The organism is Paracandidimonas lactea (assembly GCF_021653995.1).
Taxonomy (GTDB): Bacteria; Pseudomonadota; Gammaproteobacteria; order Burkholderiales; family Burkholderiaceae_B; genus Allopusillimonas; species Allopusillimonas lactea.
Window position 1 is genome coordinate 40,527 of record NZ_JAJJOZ010000009.1, and the last position, 14,363, is coordinate 54,889.

14 protein-coding genes are annotated in these 14,363 nt (G+C 61.9%); 6 read left to right on the forward strand and 8 right to left on the reverse strand.

The genetic code is table 11. The features are described 5' to 3' along the window. Nucleotides 1-20: 20 nt before the first annotated feature. The 5 genes from LOL23_RS15360 to LOL23_RS15380 form a co-directional block, all read right to left on the reverse strand. Nucleotides 21-524 (reverse strand): TPM domain-containing protein, encoded by a 504-nt coding sequence (locus tag LOL23_RS15360; protein ID WP_160977231.1) that lies wholly within the window; start codon nt 522-524, stop codon nt 21-23. A gap of 131 nt (nt 525-655) precedes the next feature. Then, complete coding sequence (locus tag LOL23_RS15365; RefSeq protein ID WP_237173838.1) at nt 656-1,669, reverse strand: TPM domain-containing protein; 1,014 nt, start codon at nt 1,667-1,669, stop codon at nt 656-658. Then, a complete protein-coding gene (locus LOL23_RS15370) occupies nt 1,666-2,277 on the reverse strand; it encodes a LemA family protein (RefSeq protein ID WP_160977233.1) in 612 nt (203 codons plus the stop codon). Before LOL23_RS15370 ends, LOL23_RS15365 begins: the two co-directional genes overlap by 4 nt. Nucleotides 2,278-2,412: 135 nt before the next feature. Then, nucleotides 2,413-3,006 carry a hypothetical protein gene (locus LOL23_RS15375; RefSeq protein WP_160977235.1) on the reverse strand — a complete coding sequence of 198 codons (594 nt, stop codon included), beginning with the start codon at nt 3,004-3,006 and terminating at the stop codon, nt 2,413-2,415. 3 nt (nt 3,007-3,009) lie between these two features. Continuing rightward, nucleotides 3,010-3,261: a hypothetical protein gene (locus LOL23_RS15380; RefSeq protein ID WP_160977237.1), complete on the reverse strand. Its 252-nt coding sequence runs from the start codon at nt 3,259-3,261 to the stop codon at nt 3,010-3,012. 520 nt (nt 3,262-3,781) lie between these two features. Between LOL23_RS15380 and LOL23_RS15385 the strand changes: the two genes are divergently transcribed. The 4 genes from LOL23_RS15385 (at nt 3,782) to LOL23_RS15400 (ending at nt 8,393) form a co-directional block, all read left to right on the forward strand. Continuing rightward, the gene (locus tag LOL23_RS15385) at nt 3,782-5,350 is read left to right on the forward strand and encodes a DEAD/DEAH box helicase (protein ID WP_237173839.1); all 1,569 of its coding nucleotides are present in this window, start codon (nt 3,782-3,784) and stop codon (nt 5,348-5,350) included. Nucleotides 5,351-5,413: 63 nt separating this feature from the next. Then, nucleotides 5,414-6,049 carry a LysE family transporter gene (locus LOL23_RS15390; protein WP_237173840.1) on the forward strand — a complete coding sequence of 212 codons (636 nt, stop codon included), beginning with the start codon at nt 5,414-5,416 and terminating at the stop codon, nt 6,047-6,049. A gap of 24 nt (nt 6,050-6,073) precedes the next feature. Beyond that, entirely contained in the window at nt 6,074-7,684 is a 1,611-nt protein-coding gene (locus LOL23_RS15395; protein WP_160977241.1) for a peptide chain release factor 3, read from the forward strand. A gap of 79 nt (nt 7,685-7,763) precedes the next feature. After that, the gene (locus tag LOL23_RS15400; RefSeq protein ID WP_237173841.1) at nt 7,764-8,393 is read left to right on the forward strand and encodes a hypothetical protein; all 630 of its coding nucleotides are present in this window, start codon (nt 7,764-7,766) and stop codon (nt 8,391-8,393) included. A 240-nt stretch (nt 8,394-8,633) separates the two neighbouring features. Here LOL23_RS15400 and bfr read toward each other — a convergent pair whose 3' ends face one another. The 3 genes from bfr to rpoN form a co-directional block, all read right to left on the reverse strand. Continuing rightward, complete coding sequence (bfr, locus tag LOL23_RS15405) at nt 8,634-9,110, reverse strand: bacterioferritin (protein ID WP_160977245.1); 477 nt, start codon at nt 9,108-9,110, stop codon at nt 8,634-8,636. A 403-nt stretch (nt 9,111-9,513) separates the two neighbouring features. Then, nucleotides 9,514-9,780 carry a (2Fe-2S)-binding protein gene (locus LOL23_RS15410; RefSeq protein ID WP_160977247.1) on the reverse strand — a complete coding sequence of 89 codons (267 nt, stop codon included), beginning with the start codon at nt 9,778-9,780 and terminating at the stop codon, nt 9,514-9,516. A 286-nt stretch (nt 9,781-10,066) separates the two neighbouring features. After that, entirely contained in the window at nt 10,067-11,485 is a 1,419-nt protein-coding gene (rpoN, locus tag LOL23_RS15415; protein WP_237173842.1) for an RNA polymerase factor sigma-54, read from the reverse strand. Between the two features lie 16 nt (nt 11,486-11,501). On the opposite strand from rpoN, the gene LOL23_RS15420 reads away from it, so the two are divergent. Beyond that, nucleotides 11,502-12,110, forward strand: a complete 609-nt coding sequence (locus LOL23_RS15420) for a hypothetical protein (protein ID WP_237173843.1) — start codon at nt 11,502-11,504, stop codon at nt 12,108-12,110. A 313-nt stretch (nt 12,111-12,423) separates the two neighbouring features. Then, nucleotides 12,424-14,115: a 2-isopropylmalate synthase gene (gene leuA, locus LOL23_RS15425; protein ID WP_160977253.1), complete on the forward strand. Its 1,692-nt coding sequence runs from the start codon at nt 12,424-12,426 to the stop codon at nt 14,113-14,115. Nucleotides 14,116-14,363 lie beyond the last annotated feature (248 nt).

Genomic DNA, 14,363 nt, shown 5'->3' on the forward strand with positions numbered 1-14,363 from the left:
GCACCACCCCCGCCGAGTTGCTACAGCAGCACAGGCCGATTCGACAAATCGTTGGTATTGACGGCACCTTCGGGCAGAGGCGGACAGGCGCCAGCCAGCACAGCCTCGATATCATCAATGGCCATGAACAGGGCGTCTTCAAATTTTCCTTGGCGCAATTGCTCGCGCAAGCCATCGCAAATGGCCGCCCATTGCGTGTTCTCCGCGCGGATACCGCGATCGGCGATGATATGGATGGCGTGCCGATCCAATGCCAAGTACAGCAATACGCCCGTGTTCAACGGCGTGTCCCAGGCGCGCAAGCGGCCAAACACCTCGAGCGCACGCAAGCCGCTGTCGCCCTCGTGTGTGGGGCTGACGGCCTCGATGGCGATCATCAGTTCGCCCGTATGGCCAGCCTCGCTCTGTCGGATGCGCTCGGCCACCCGCGCGAGCAGGGCATCTCCAAAATGCCGGTGCCGCAGCCAATGCCCCTCGAGCGCGGCCAGCCCGGTCATCGCCTTCCATTTACGTGGGTGTTGCATACACTTTCTTTCCGTGTCTGATTCAATTGGCTTGCACACCGCGTGCATCGATCAGTAAGGTGCGATGCACCGCGACTGCCACATGCGATCGGCCTGGGCTTGCGTGAGATAAAAGCACCAAAGGGCGCAACCTACCAGCTGCCCGATGCGCCGCCCCCGCCGCTACTGCCACCGCCGCCGCCCCCGAAACCGCCACCCCCGCCAAAGCCGCCGCCACCACCGAAACCGCCGCCGAAGCCACCCCCTATGCCGCCAATAACCCCGCCCCGGCGCGCCGCGCGCGAACCCAAATGGCGGCTCTTGACACCCAGGGCGCGCCCGACGCTGGCGACGATGAAACCCAGGCCCGCGGCGATAAAGGCACCGGCCACGCTACCGAATAGCAGGAAGGCAAAAATACCGATCGCCGCCGCCGCGAACAGCGGCGGCATGAAGAACGCGATGAATGCCATGGGCGCAATCATGGCCAGCGGGCTCTCGTCTTGCCCTGCGTCACCCTCTGCCTTGGGCGGGGGCGGCAAGGCCTCGCCATCGACCAGGCCCACCAGCGCGCTCACGCCCGCCGACACGCCGCCTGCGAAATCGCCCTGCTTGAAGCGCGGGGCGACCATCTCGCGAATGATGCGACCGGCAGCAATATCGGGCACCGCACCCTCCAACCCATAACCTACTTCGATGCGCAGCCGGCGATCATCCTTGGCAATCAGAAACAGGATGCCATCATCAACCTTGGCGCGGCCGATGCGCCAGGCATCGAATACCCGCCGTGCGTAGCTGTCAACCGTGTCCTCGCCAGTGGTGGGCACCATCAGCACGGCAATCTGCGCCCCCTTGCGGCGGTCGAGATCGGCCAGCTTCTGTTCCAGGCTGTTTTTTGTGGCCGCGTCCAGCGTGTTTGTCAGGTCGGTTACCCAGCTCTTGAGCGCTGGCACCTTTACCTGCTGCGCCTGTGCAGGCTGCAGCACGCCAAAGATCATGGCCGCGCACAACGCCAGCCATGCCAAGCAGCGCGCAAGCGCACCCAGCCGCACACCCCGCGCGACCTGGACGCCGTAATGCCCACGCCTCGTGCGCACCAACGCCTGCGGGACATCACCCCGCCCCGCGCGCGACATGGGTTGAACACATGCCCACGTACACGTCATGGCTTGGCTGGCTCCGGCAGCGTGAACTTGACTTCAGGATCGCGGGTGATCTGGTCTTGCTTGTCTGTGCCGTAATTCTGGATCGTTTGATAGCCGAAAATCTTGGCGGTGATCAACGTCGGGAACTGACGGATATACAGGTTGTACGCCTGTACCGCCTGCACATAGCGGCCCCGTTCAGTGGCCAGGCGGTTTTCCGTGCCTTCGAGCTGCGTCATCAGATCGCGGAACAAGCCATCACTTTTCAGCTGGGGATAGTTTTCGGATACCGCAATCAGCCGTGACAGCGCCGAAGACAGTTCGCCCTGTGCCTGATTGAAGCGCGCCATGATGGCTGGATCCTTCAGGTCGTTGGCGGTGATATTGATGCTGCCCACCTTGGCGCGTGCTTCGGTGACCTGCGTGAGCACCGCGCGCTCGTTCACCATGTAGGCGTTGACCGAATTGACGAGCTTGGGCACCAGATCGGCCCGCCGTTCATATTGGTTGAGCACTTGCGACCACGACGCCTTGACCTGTTCATCGAGCCGCTGGATTTCGTTATAGCCACAGCCGGTCAGTACAACGGAGAGCAGCGGGGCGAGCAACAGAAGAATGATGCGTTTCATGAGGCAGTCTCGGTGAAGGGAAACGCATAAATTACACCAGCCGCCGCCGGTAAACGCAACGGGAAACCGCATGCGGCGATCACGCCCGCTGCCGCGGCCTTCTGCTTTTGGGCCGACTGCATGAGCCACAACCCCCTAGGGCCCGCCCCCTGCCGGCTGCCCACCCACACCCGCAGCCAACCTGGCTTCGCGCTCACGCTGCTGGGCGGTGCGCGCATGCAGCCAAGCGAGTTCCTCGTCGAGCCAGCCGCGGCGCACCGTGGCGATGACCAACATATGCACAGAGATAAGCAGGCCGATCGCCAACGGCGCCAGTGCATTGGCCGCGAACGGGCTGCCCTGGGGCGCAACCGCCGGCATGCCGACCGGCCACTGCAAAATGGCGGCCGAGGCACCCGCCGCATCTTGCGCCAGGGCAAGGCCAGCCGCCAGCCCCAGCATGGGCGCAGCCACAATAAGCAGCCGCGGCCATGCGAGCAGCCGTCGCGCGGCGATGTCCCAGTCGCCATCGCTGGCGGCCGGATGGCAAGCCGCCCAATGCAACAGCGTAAAGCAACGCAAATCCTGCCATGCTTCTCCGGGGCGGCGGCCACGCCGCTGCCAGGCCGCCATGGCCAGCCTGCCCAGTTCGTAGACCGCATACAGAAAGACGGCTACCAAAACTGCCAGCAGCGGAAGCAGCAGTACCTGCAGGGCATCGGCCATACGCTGCGCAAATAGCGCTGGCATTGTTCAGCACCCGCTCCGCGCGTAGCGGCGCGGCTTGCGCCCGCTGTAGCGCATCTGGCGGGCCGCACCGGCTGCGAACGCCAGCGGCAATGCCAGCGCCAGCCCTCCGCTCGCACCGGCCGCCGCGACCAGCAGGCAGGCCCAGGCCACACCCAACCAATGAGGCCCATCGGTGCGCGACGGCGCCCAGGGATCTGCCCCGCGCGCCGTGATCGCCCCTAGAGGGCCGGACTGCAGTACATAATGCATTTGCATGGAATGCCTCCTGCTTACAGGAATAATGATGAGGTTCAACGATAGGGAAAATGCGTGACCTGCCAAGAGGTGCCTGCCCAGGGCGCCCGACTGCCCGACCGCTTTGCGGAAGGCGGCCCGATAGAAAGCTTTAATGCATCGCTTAGATTATATCTTAATGAGAATTACTCTCATTGAAATAATTGCCGATTGCTGGTGCCGATTGCTGGTGCCGATTGCTGGTGCCGATTGCTGGTGCCGATTGCTGGTGCCGATTGCTGGTGCCGGTGCCGGTGCCGGTGCTGGTGTCGGTGCCGGATGAGCCCGCCTCTGCGAACGACATAAACACTTACGTCACAAATTTGGACATAGGCGGCCGCACTGCGCTACAATTGACAACTTGTGCGTGGTGCCAATCACCGCACGTTTCGCAAGCGGTTCCGTCTTGCATCCGGCTTATTTGCCCTCAACCCCTAGCATCGCCTGCCTAGATTGGTATCTCTCGACTCCGAGCGATAGGCTTGTCGCTGGAGTAATTTCCTTGTCTACCCAACCCACATTTGCCGACCTTGGCCTGGCAGAACCCCTTTTGCGCGCCGTTGCCGATACTGGCTACGAACGCCCCACCCCTATCCAGGCCCAGGCCATCCCACAAGTCATCCAGGGCGGCGACGTCCTCGCCGCCGCCCAAACCGGCACCGGCAAAACGGCCGGCTTCACGCTACCCATTCTGCACCGCCTGCTGCAACAGCCCGCGACGGCGCGCAAACCTGGCCGGCCACGCGTCCTGATCCTCACCCCCACACGCGAACTCACCGCACAGGTCGAAGAATCCGTTCGCACATACAGCCAGTACACGCAGATCCGCTCGATGGTGATGTTCGGCGGGGTCAACATCAACCCGCAGATCAGCGCGTTGCGCAAGCCGCTTGATATCCTCGTAGCCACGCCCGGCCGCCTGCTGGACCATACGCAGCAAAAAACCGTCGACCTATCGGGCGTCGAAATCCTGGTACTGGATGAAGCCGACCGCATGCTCGACATGGGCTTTATCCGCGACATCCGCCGCGTGCTGGCGCTGCTGCCCAAAACGCGCCAGAACCTGCTGTTCTCAGCCACGTTCTCCGACGAAATCCGCGAACTGTCGCACACCGTGCTAAAGAATCCGATCGAGATTTCCGTCGCGCGCCGCAACACCGCCTCCGAGCTGGTCAGCCAACGCGTCGTGCTGACCGAGCAATCGCACAAGCGCGACCTGCTCAGCCACATCATCCGGGAAAGCGGCTGGCACCAGGTGCTGGTCTTCACGCGCACCAAGCACGGCGCCAACCGCCTGGCCGAAAAACTGGTCAAGGACGGCCTGTCCGCCGCTGCCATACACGGCAACAAGAGCCAGGCCGCCCGCACGCGTGCACTGGCCGGCTTCAAGGACGGCAAGGTTGCCGTGCTGGTGGCCACCGATATCGCCGCCCGCGGTATCGATATCGACCAGTTGCCCCATGTCGTCAACTTCGAGCTGCCCAATGTGCCTGAAGATTACGTGCACCGCATCGGCCGCACGGGCCGCGCCGGCAGCGAGGGCTCGGCCCTGTCGCTGGTCGACCGCACTGAGGTCAAGCTGCTGACCGCCATCGAAAAACTGATCAAACGCCCAATTGAGCGCACCACCATCGAAGGCTGGACGCCTGACATGGTCCGCGCCGAACCGGCGCAGGAGCGCGATGCCGAGCGCAGCGGTGGCGAGCGCCGCAGCAGCGCGGGCGCTAATGGCGGTGCACGGCGCACCGGCAACGGACGCGGGGGTGACGAAAATCGCCCCCGCGGCAACGGCGGTGATGAGCGCCGCGCCAGTGCCGGCCAGGGCCGCCCCGAAGGCCAACGCGCCCGACGCCCCGCCGGGCAAGGGCGGCCGGCTGGTGCACGTGAAAACGCACCCGCACGCCGCGAGCACTTTGCCCGTACCGAGGGTGCCGCACACGCAACAGCCGAGGCCCGACGCCCGGGCGCACACAGCGACACCATGCCGCGTGCGGCTGCCGAGGGCGGTCGCCGCGACAATCGCCCGTCGCAGCGCCCCGCGCCGCAGCGCGCCGCCCTGTTGGCCAAGTAAGCCACCCTCCCGCCCCTGCGTGCAACCGCCGCAGGGCTTTTGATCTCTCGCTTCGCCGCAATCATGTCGTTTTCAACCTGGTTGGCCTTTTTCGCAGCGTCCTGGGCGATTTCGTTTTCGCCCGGCCCTGGCGCCATCAGCGCCATGAGTTCGGGCCTGCGCTATGGCTTCCGGCGCGGCTACTGGACGACCATAGGCCTGCAACTGGGCCTGCTGGCGCAGTTCCTGATTGTGGCGGTCGGTCTGGGCGCACTGCTGGCGGCTTCCGAAACCGCCTTCGCGGTCGTCAAATGGCTGGGGGTGGGGTATTTGGTATACCTGGGCTGGCGCCAGTTCACCACAGACGCCGCCCCGGTTGCCGTTCACGCTCAGCAGCAGCCCGAGTTCCGCCGGCACGACCTGATTCTGCGCGGCTTTCTGATCAATATCACCAACCCCAAGGGCACTGTGTTTCTGCTGGCCGTAGTGCCGCAGTTTCTGGATCTTTCCCAACCCATGGCGCTGCAGTACGCCGCCATGGCCGCCACCCTGTGTACCACCGACTTGGTGGCGATGGGCTGCTATACCACCCTGGCCGAGCGCCTGCTGCGGCTGCTGCGCAACCCTCGCCACATTCGTTGGCTCAACCGTGTTTTCGGTACGCTGTTTGTGCTGGCGGGCACGGTACTCGCCACATTCAGCCATCACGCCAAAGACTGAGGCCAGCCAAGCTAAAATCCCTCCATGAGTTCAATCAAGCAAGAAGTCGCCCGCCGGCGCACGTTCGCCATCATCTCCCACCCAGACGCCGGTAAAACCACGCTCACCGAGAAGCTGCTGCTGTTTGCAGGCGCGATCCAAATCGCCGGCAGCGTCAAAGCGCGCAAGGCCAGCCGCCACGCATCCTCCGACTGGATGGAAATCGAAAAGCAGCGCGGTATTTCCGTCGCGTCATCGGTCATGCAAATGGAATACCGCGACTGCGTGATCAACCTGCTCGATACCCCGGGTCACCAAGACTTCTCCGAAGACACCTACCGCGTACTGACCGCGGTGGATGCAGCCCTGATGGTGATCGATGCCGCCAACGGCGTCGAGCCCCAAACCATCCGCCTGCTGCAAGTCTGCCGGGCGCGCAATACCCCCATCATCACCTTCATCAACAAGCTCGACCGCGAAGTGCGCGAGCCACTCGACCTGCTGTCCGAAATCGAATCCCACCTGGGGATGGACGCTGTGCCGTTCTCTTGGCCTGTCGGCATGGGGCGCCAGTTTGGCGGCGTGTTCGATATCCGCAACGATCGCATGCGCGTCTTCCGCGCCGGCCAGGAGCGCCGCGACGACCACGACGACCTGATCAACGGCCTGGACAACCCCGAGATTGCCGCGCGTTTCGGCGACAATTTCAGCAAGGCCCGCGACGAGATCGAGCTTATTCAGGCCGCCGCACCCGCATTTGATCATCAAACCTTTCTGGCTGGCCGGCAAACCCCTGTGTTCTTTGGCTCCGCCATCAATAATTTCGGGGTTCAGGAAGTCCTGGATGCCCTCGTCGAGCTTGCGCCCAGGCCCGGCCCACGCGCCGCGCTGCAACGTACCGTCGAGCCCGACGAAGGCAAGTTCAGCGGCGTCGTTTTCAAGGTACAGGCCAATATGGACCCTGCCCACCGCGACCGCGTCGCCTTCGTGCGCGTCAGCTCGGGCAAGTTCGAGCGCGGCATGCGGCTCAAAGTCGCCCGCACAGGTAAAGAAATCCGCCCCAACAACGTGGTGTCATTCCTGTCGCAGCGCCGCGAACTGCTCGACGAAGCCTACGCAGGCGACGTCATCGGCATTCCCAATCACGGTGTCCTCCAGCTTGGCGACGTGCTCACTGAAGGCGAGGTGCTGCAGTTCACTGGCCTGCCGTTTTTTGCGCCCGAACTCTTCCAAGCCGTAGAAGTCAAAGATCCTTTACGCACCAAACAATTGCGCATAGGCCTGACTCAGCTTGGCGAAGAAGGCGCTATCCAGGTATTCCGCCCCGAAATCGCCGGTGGCGCGCTGTTGTTGGGTGCTGTGGGGCAACTGCAGTTCGAGGTCGTGGCCCACCGCCTCAAGACCGAGTACGGCGTCGATGCCCGCATGATGTCCTCGCGTTACAACATGGCACGTTGGTTTACAGCGGAAGACCCCCAGGTATTGCGAAAATTCATGAACGCGAATGCGGCCAACATCGCCTATGATGTGGTGGAAGCCCTTGCGTTTCTGGCATCGTCGGCTGCCCAGCTCCGGGTTGCGCAAGAGCTTTACCCTGGCATTACTTTTCATACCATGCGCGAACACGGTGGCAAGGTTTTCGGCAAGGGCGCATAGGAGTCAGCACAGCGGTATCAACCGGGCCCGCATGCCAACGTGTTTACACTAGGCCTATCGTGGCATACAGAGAGTAACAATGTCCTGGCGTTTTATTTTTGCAGTACTGTTGGTGGCCGCAGGCGCATCAGCCTGGGGTGGCCTGAAACTGGGCGACTGGCTGGTGGCGCACGGCCCCACAGCGCCCGTCATTCCCGTGCACCCCGAACTGGACGCCGTGCCTGTGCTAGATGCCAACGGCCGCCCGTTCACTGCCCGCCCGCCCCAGCCGCTGGTCAATGGCCGCCTGGGTGTGCCCGATGCGCCTACGCAAGTGGCCTGGCAGCTGGAAGAACCCTCTACAAAAAGTGTAACTACCAACCCAGCCATTCACGTCGCCACCACGACCATCACCATGGACGAAGCCCGCATGCTGGCCGAAGGCAATGTGCCTGCGCTCAAGGGGATTGCCGATGTCACCGGCCTGGGCTTGGGGGGCGACAGTGTGCCGCTGCAACCGGTCGAGATGGCGCCGCCTCCTCCCCCGCCGCCACCCACAGCACCCGCCAACAACCGCGCTTGGCAAGCCAGCCTACGCCAGGATCTGCAGGCATGCAGCGCCAAGGGCTTCTTCGATCGTCCCAGCTGTGCCTGGGCGGCGCGCAACAAGTATTGCGAGCCCAATAATGCCTGGGGTCGTGTGCCCGACTGCCCAGCCAAGTCGTTCTAGCGTCCCAGGCCTGCCGCTGTCGCCAACGCTGTGTGACGGCACTCAATCCGTGTAAACGGCACTTGCATCGACACCCCGTTGCATCAGCATCCTTGCTGCCGCACGCCCGCACCCATTACATCTGCTGCTCAACAAAAAGGCTCCCTTTTTTGGGGAGCCTTTTTGCCCGTTCGCAGCGCTACGCGGGCGTGCACCGGGCCCTTCTGGCGTACATACCGACCGCAGCCGGCGTGATTACGATCAGCTTGCGCTGCCCATCTGCGACTGCAGGTAGTTCTGCAGGCCGACGCGATCAACCAGTTCGATCTGGGTTTCCAGCCAGTCGATATGCTCTTCGGTGTCGTTCAGGATGTCCTGGAACAGATCGCGAGAAACGAAATCGCGCACGGATTCACAGTAAGCCATGGCTTCTTTCACGGTGGCCTGGGCCGCCGTCTCGAGCTTGAGATCACAGGAAAGGATCTCGGGCACGTTTTCCCCGATGAGCAGCTTGTGCAGATCCTGCAAATTGGGCAGGCCATCGAGCATGAAAATACGTTCGATCAGGCGGTCTGCGTGCTTCATTTCGCCGATGGACTCGTCGTATTCATGCTTGCCGAGCTTGTCCATGCCCCAGTGATTGAGCATGCGCGCATGCAGAAAATACTGATTGATGGCCGTAAGCTCGTTCTTTAACTGTGCGTTGAGATGTTTGATTACGGTGGGGTCGCCTTTCATGGCCGCGCTCCTGCTTGGTATCGTTAATCATCGCCACACGCTGCAAGAACGTGCGGGCTAGCCATAAGGCTACCATGTTGCGCAGTCAATTGTTTAGGCTTTCATCATTGCAAATCAAGGCATTACAGGCGTGTTCGGACGCTGTGTGAGAATAAGAATGAATTGATTTTTTGAATGCTTTTATACCCACATGGGCGTGCTGCCGGCGGGTGAGATGGGCGGATACAGGGCTATGGGCGTATCACGCAGGGAGGCGAGAACGGAAAAACCGACAACACGCCCCGCTTTGGGACGCATAAATAAGCCGTACATTGACGCGTGCCGAAGACAACGACAGGCCAGCCAGCTGACAAAACAAAATTGCCAGCAAATGTTACGGAACGATGCGCGCAGGCGGGTATGATCAGGCGCGGCGGATGGCAACTTCGACCATACCGCCCAAGCCCGTGTCGTTGGCTGCAGCTTCCACAGGAGTGGCTTGCGCGGAACGAAGCACGTTTTCGCTGGCATAGCGGCCACCCGGCAGGTACTCAGCCGCTGTATCGGAACAGCAACCGCAGCACGTACCGACACCGAGCTGCCCTTGCAAGGCGCCCATGGTGTCAGCCCCTTGGGCGACAGCTTCCTGAACCTGGCGTTCAGTGATGGCATTACAGATACAAATAAACATGAGAATAATTATCAACCAATCCTTTATGTAATGCAATTATCCATCTGTAACTTTTGTCGTTATTTTTCATCACGCAATCCCCTGTTTTAAAAGGGGTTTTCATCGACGGGCCAATGCCGGTATCAATGCCGGTATCAATGCCGGTATCAATGCCGGTATCTGTGCCAGGTATCTGTGCCAGGTATCTGTGCCAGGTATCTGTGCCAGGTATCTGTGCCGGCAACCGCATCGAAGCTAGAGGTGATAGCCGGTATTGGGCGTTCGTCTAAGCCTGGAGTGCCTGGACTCAGCCTGGAGTGCCTGGATCGAGGCTGGCGCGGGCCTTGCGCAAAATCGCAGGCTCAATGCCGGCGGCCTCGCGATATTTGGCCACAGTGCGCCGGGCGATGACGACGCCCTGCTCGGCCAGTCTCGCCGCGATCTGGCTGTCGGACAGCGGCTTGCGTGGTGATTCGGCCTGTACCAGCTTGGCGATCAGGGAGCGCACGGCGGTGGCGGACGTGGCTTCGCCGTCGTCCGTCTGCACCGCGGTGCCGAAGAAGCGCTTGAGCTCGAACACCCCCCAGGGCGTCTGGGCATACTTTTGACGCGCGGCACGTGACACGGTGGACTCGTGCATGCCCAGGACCTCGGCGATATCGCGCAGCACCAGCGGTTTCATGGCCTGCACGCCCTCTTCGAAAAAACCCTGCTGGCGATCCACAATGGCCTGCGCCACCCGCAAAATGGTGACAAAGCGCTGGTGCATGCTTTTAATCAAACCGTGCGCCTGCTGCAGCTGTGCCTGCATAGCGGCGGATTCGGGCGCCTTATCGAGTAGCGTTTCGTAGATAACATTCACGCGCAGCCGTGGCATGACCGCCGGGTTAATGCTGGCCCGCCAGCGCTTGCCCACACTGCGCACCAAGACGTCGGGGATGATGTAATCGGCCGGCGAGCCGGCCCAATTGCGCGCGGGCCGGGGCTCAAGCGACAACAACAAGGCATGGGCCGCCTGCAGCGTGGCTGCATCACAACCCAGCGCACCGCGCAGGCGCGTCAGGTTGCCCGTGGCAAGTATCTCGAGGTGCTGATCAGCAATGCGCAGCGCACAGGCATAGGCCTGCTCGTCGGTGGCGAGGTCGCCGCTGGCGTGGCGGCTCTTCAGTTGCAGCGCCAGGCATTCGCCAAGTGAGGTGGCGGCGATTCCGAGTGGGTCGAACGATTGCAGCAGCCGCAGGGCAGCATGCAGCTCTTCGGGCTCAACGCTCAGCTCTGGCGGCAGACAGGCGTGGATATCGCTCAGTGGCGTGGCCAGGTAGCCATTGTCGTCGAGTTCGTCGATCAGGATCGTGACCAGACCGCGGTCGCGCGGAGAGGCGCGCGTGAGCTGCAGTTGCTCAAGCAGGTGGTCCTGCAGGGTTTCGGGGATGGCGGCCTCGGGCCGCACCGCTTCATCGTCGGCATTCGCAGTGCTGGCGCGCCCGCCAACGCCCTGCGTCGCCCATCGGTCTTCCTGCGCGCGCTCTTCCCCCGCCACCGAGCCATCGGCTTCGGTGTCATACTCTTCCTCGCGTTCGAGCAGGGGGTTTTCGTCCAGCGCGTGCGCCACTTCAAGCTCAAGATCCTGCGTCGACAACTGCAGAAACCGGATCGATTGCTGCAGCTGCGGCGTCAGGGCCAGTTGCTGATGCTGACGAAGCTCTAGTGATTGACGCGATTGCATAGATAAAATACCCAGTATGAAGCCGACCACATCCCCACACCAGCCGACCGCCGCCGACCACGCCCTGCTGCGCAGCACATTGCTGAAGCTGACCGCCTCGCAAATCATACTTTGCGTGGTGGTCGTTGCAGTGGTGGCACTGGTTTGGTATGACCTGCTGAACCGCCTGGTGGATTTCGGACGAGGCATCGACTATAGCGGCCTGCAGGCCCTTGGGGTACAGGCCGTTGCCTTGCTGCAGCAGTACAACCCGTTTTTCTGGTGGGCGGTGGTCGCCCTGTGCACGCTTATTATTGCCTATTTTCTGTATGGCTTCGTACAAAGCACCCGCAGGCGCGTGCGGCAGCGCCTGGTCAACGAATCCACCGTCGCCATGCTCGCGTCGCAGCTGTCCGAGCCGGCCCTGGAAGTGCTGCGCTGGGTCTGGCGCGATAGCCGCCACCCTATTACCGTTGGCGATTTGCAACGCACAGCGGCCGAACTTCGGCACGGCCGCGCCGCCAAAATCCACCTTGCACGCAGCCACGCCGCCCTGCTTCGGCCGCCACGCGCATCAACCGAGCCGGCGCCCGACGCACCGCCATCCGCCCCGCAGGGCGATACAAAAGGCTTGCCAACACACTAGAAATATGGTGGACTATCACCTTATGAATATTCGCAACGCCATCTCGCCAGATGTCATTACTGCCGGCTCCACGGCAGTAGCGTTGCCTGCCTGCGTATCCTCGCGCAGCGCCTCCCTCTCGCTACTGGCCCTACCCCTGCTGCTACCGATCGGTTGCCGGGCCTAGCGTTGCGTGGCAGTTCGGCAGCCGTTCCACGCCACAATCCTATTCCGTTCACCCACCGTTTATCGCTACCCGCCCCTCGCAGGCATAGCCGCTGCAATACCCCGGTGAACGCATAAGTACAGCAGAATATCGAATACAGGTGCCCCCATGATTGCCAACCCTTCCGACAAATACCGTCCATTTGTGCCGTTCGCACGTGATTTTTCCGAGCGTACTTGGCCCAGCAAGCGGATCACCCATCCGCCCATCTGGATGAGCACCGACCTGCGCGATGGCAACCAGTCACTGATCGAACCCATGAGCGTAGAACGCAAGCTGCGCCTCTTCGAGCAGTTGGTCAAGATCGGTTTCAAGGAAATCGAGGTGGGTTTTCCGTCTGCCTCACAGACGGATTTCGATTTTGTGCGCAAGCTGGTCGACGAACAGCGTATCCCTGAAGATGTCACCATTATTGTGCTCACCCAGTCGCGCGACGACCTGATCCGCCGCACGGTCGAATCCGCCGCTGGCGCCAAGCGAGCCATCGTCCACTTGTACAACGCCTGCGCACCCGCGTTCCGCAAGATCGTCTTCAACATGAGCAAAGAAGAGGTCAAGCAGATTGCGCTGAACGGCACACGCCTGGTCAAGCAACTGACGTCCGAGCACCCTGAAACATACTGGCGCTACGAGTACTCGCCCGAGGTGTTCAGCACAACAGAACCCGAATTCGCCCTGGACGTCTGCAATGCCGTGACCGAAGTGTGGCAGCCCACACCCGAATCCAAGATCATCTACAACCTGCCGGCAACGGTCGAGGCGACCACGCCCAATATGTATGCCGACCAGATTGAATGGATGCACAATAACCTGAACAAGCGCGACTGTATCGTGCTGAGCGTGCACCCACACAATGACCGCGGCACCGCGGTGGCGGCCGCCGAGATGGCCGTTATGGCGGGTGCCGACCGCATCGAGGGCTGCCTGTTTGGCAATGGCGAGCGCACCGGCAACGTAGACTTGGTTACGCTGGCATTGAATCTGTATACCCAGGGCATCCACCCCGGCCTGGATTTCTCCGACATCGATGAAGTGCGCCGCTGCGTCGAATACTGCAACCAATTGCCGGTACATCCGCGCCACCCCTATGCGGGCGATCTCGTCTTCACGGCGTTTTCGGGCTCGCACCAGGATGCAATCAAAAAGGGCTTCGCGCAGCAGCAGCCCGATGCGCTCTGGGAAGTCCCGTACCTGCCGATTGATCCGGCCGACCTGGGCCGCAGCTACGATGCGGTGATCCGCGTGAACAGCCAGTCGGGCAAGGGCGGCGTGTCGTACCTGCTCGAACAGGAGCACGGCCTGGTGTTGCCGCGCCGCCTGCAGATTGAGTTCAGCCGCGCCATCCAGCGCGTGACAGACCAAACAGGCGCCGAAGTCACGGCGACGCAGGTATACGATATTTTCGCCGACGAGTACCTGAAGTTGGACAAGCCGTGGAAGCTGGTGCGCCACCGCGTAACGGGCGATCCGAAGGCGGGCAAGGGCCAGCAGTTCCAGATCGAAGTCGAACTGGAAGAAAACGGCGAAATCCGCAATCTGGTCGGCCGAGGTGATGGTGCGATCTCGGCCTTCGTGGCCGCGCTGGATGCGGATATCAAGATTATGGATTACACCGAACACGCGATCGGCACAGGTGCGGATACGCGCGCAGCCAGTTATGTAGAGGTGCGCGTAGGGGATTCACCGACCGGGTTTGGCGTCGGCATTCACGAGGATATTGTCACAGCCTCGTTCCTGGCCATTCTGGGCGCGGTCAATCGCCATGCGGTCAGCCGCAAGGCTGAGGCGATCGCCGCCTGATGCTTGTTATTCCCGCCGTCCTGTCGCCACACGCGACAGACCGGCAGCCAGATTCCTGATCGGAACGGCACTGCATATACCCCGAAAACCGGCGTCGACACAATCGACGCCGGTTTTGTTTTTGAGCCGTTATGGTCTTGGGTGAGGCGTCTTCAGCATTGCCGGCGATGCGCAAAGCGCTACCCGAGTCAGTTGTTCGTTATCTTCCAGATCTATTCGAGGCGTTTGTACCGATGCGGCTCCATGTG

What these genes read in the sequence shown, in the direction of transcription:
- LOL23_RS15380 (WP_160977237.1), bottom strand. Translation starts at nt 3,261, where the DNA reads ATGCAAATGCATTATGTACTGCAGTCCGGCCCTCTAGGGGCGATCACG.
- LOL23_RS15390 (WP_237173840.1), top strand. Translation starts at nt 5,414, where the DNA reads ATGTCGTTTTCAACCTGGTTGGCCTTTTTCGCAGCGTCCTGGGCGATT.
- LOL23_RS15420 (WP_237173843.1), top strand. Translation starts at nt 11,502, where the DNA reads ATGAAGCCGACCACATCCCCACACCAGCCGACCGCCGCCGACCACGCC.
- LOL23_RS15360 (WP_160977231.1), bottom strand. Translation starts at nt 524, where the DNA reads ATGCAACACCCACGTAAATGGAAGGCGATGACCGGGCTGGCCGCGCTC.
- rpoN (WP_237173842.1), bottom strand. Translation starts at nt 11,485, where the DNA reads ATGCAATCGCGTCAATCACTAGAGCTTCGTCAGCATCAGCAACTGGCC.
- LOL23_RS15400 (WP_237173841.1), top strand. Translation starts at nt 7,764, where the DNA reads ATGTCCTGGCGTTTTATTTTTGCAGTACTGTTGGTGGCCGCAGGCGCA.
- LOL23_RS15365 (WP_237173838.1), bottom strand. Translation starts at nt 1,669, where the DNA reads ATGACGTGTACGTGGGCATGTGTTCAACCCATGTCGCGCGCGGGGCGG.
- LOL23_RS15410 (WP_160977247.1), bottom strand. Translation starts at nt 9,780, where the DNA reads ATGTTTATTTGTATCTGTAATGCCATCACTGAACGCCAGGTTCAGGAA.
- leuA (WP_160977253.1), top strand. Translation starts at nt 12,424, where the DNA reads ATGATTGCCAACCCTTCCGACAAATACCGTCCATTTGTGCCGTTCGCA.
- LOL23_RS15370 (WP_160977233.1), bottom strand. Translation starts at nt 2,277, where the DNA reads ATGAAACGCATCATTCTTCTGTTGCTCGCCCCGCTGCTCTCCGTTGTA.
- bfr (WP_160977245.1), bottom strand. Translation starts at nt 9,110, where the DNA reads ATGAAAGGCGACCCCACCGTAATCAAACATCTCAACGCACAGTTAAAG.
- LOL23_RS15395 (WP_160977241.1), top strand. Translation starts at nt 6,074, where the DNA reads ATGAGTTCAATCAAGCAAGAAGTCGCCCGCCGGCGCACGTTCGCCATC.
- LOL23_RS15375 (WP_160977235.1), bottom strand. Translation starts at nt 3,006, where the DNA reads ATGCCAGCGCTATTTGCGCAGCGTATGGCCGATGCCCTGCAGGTACTG.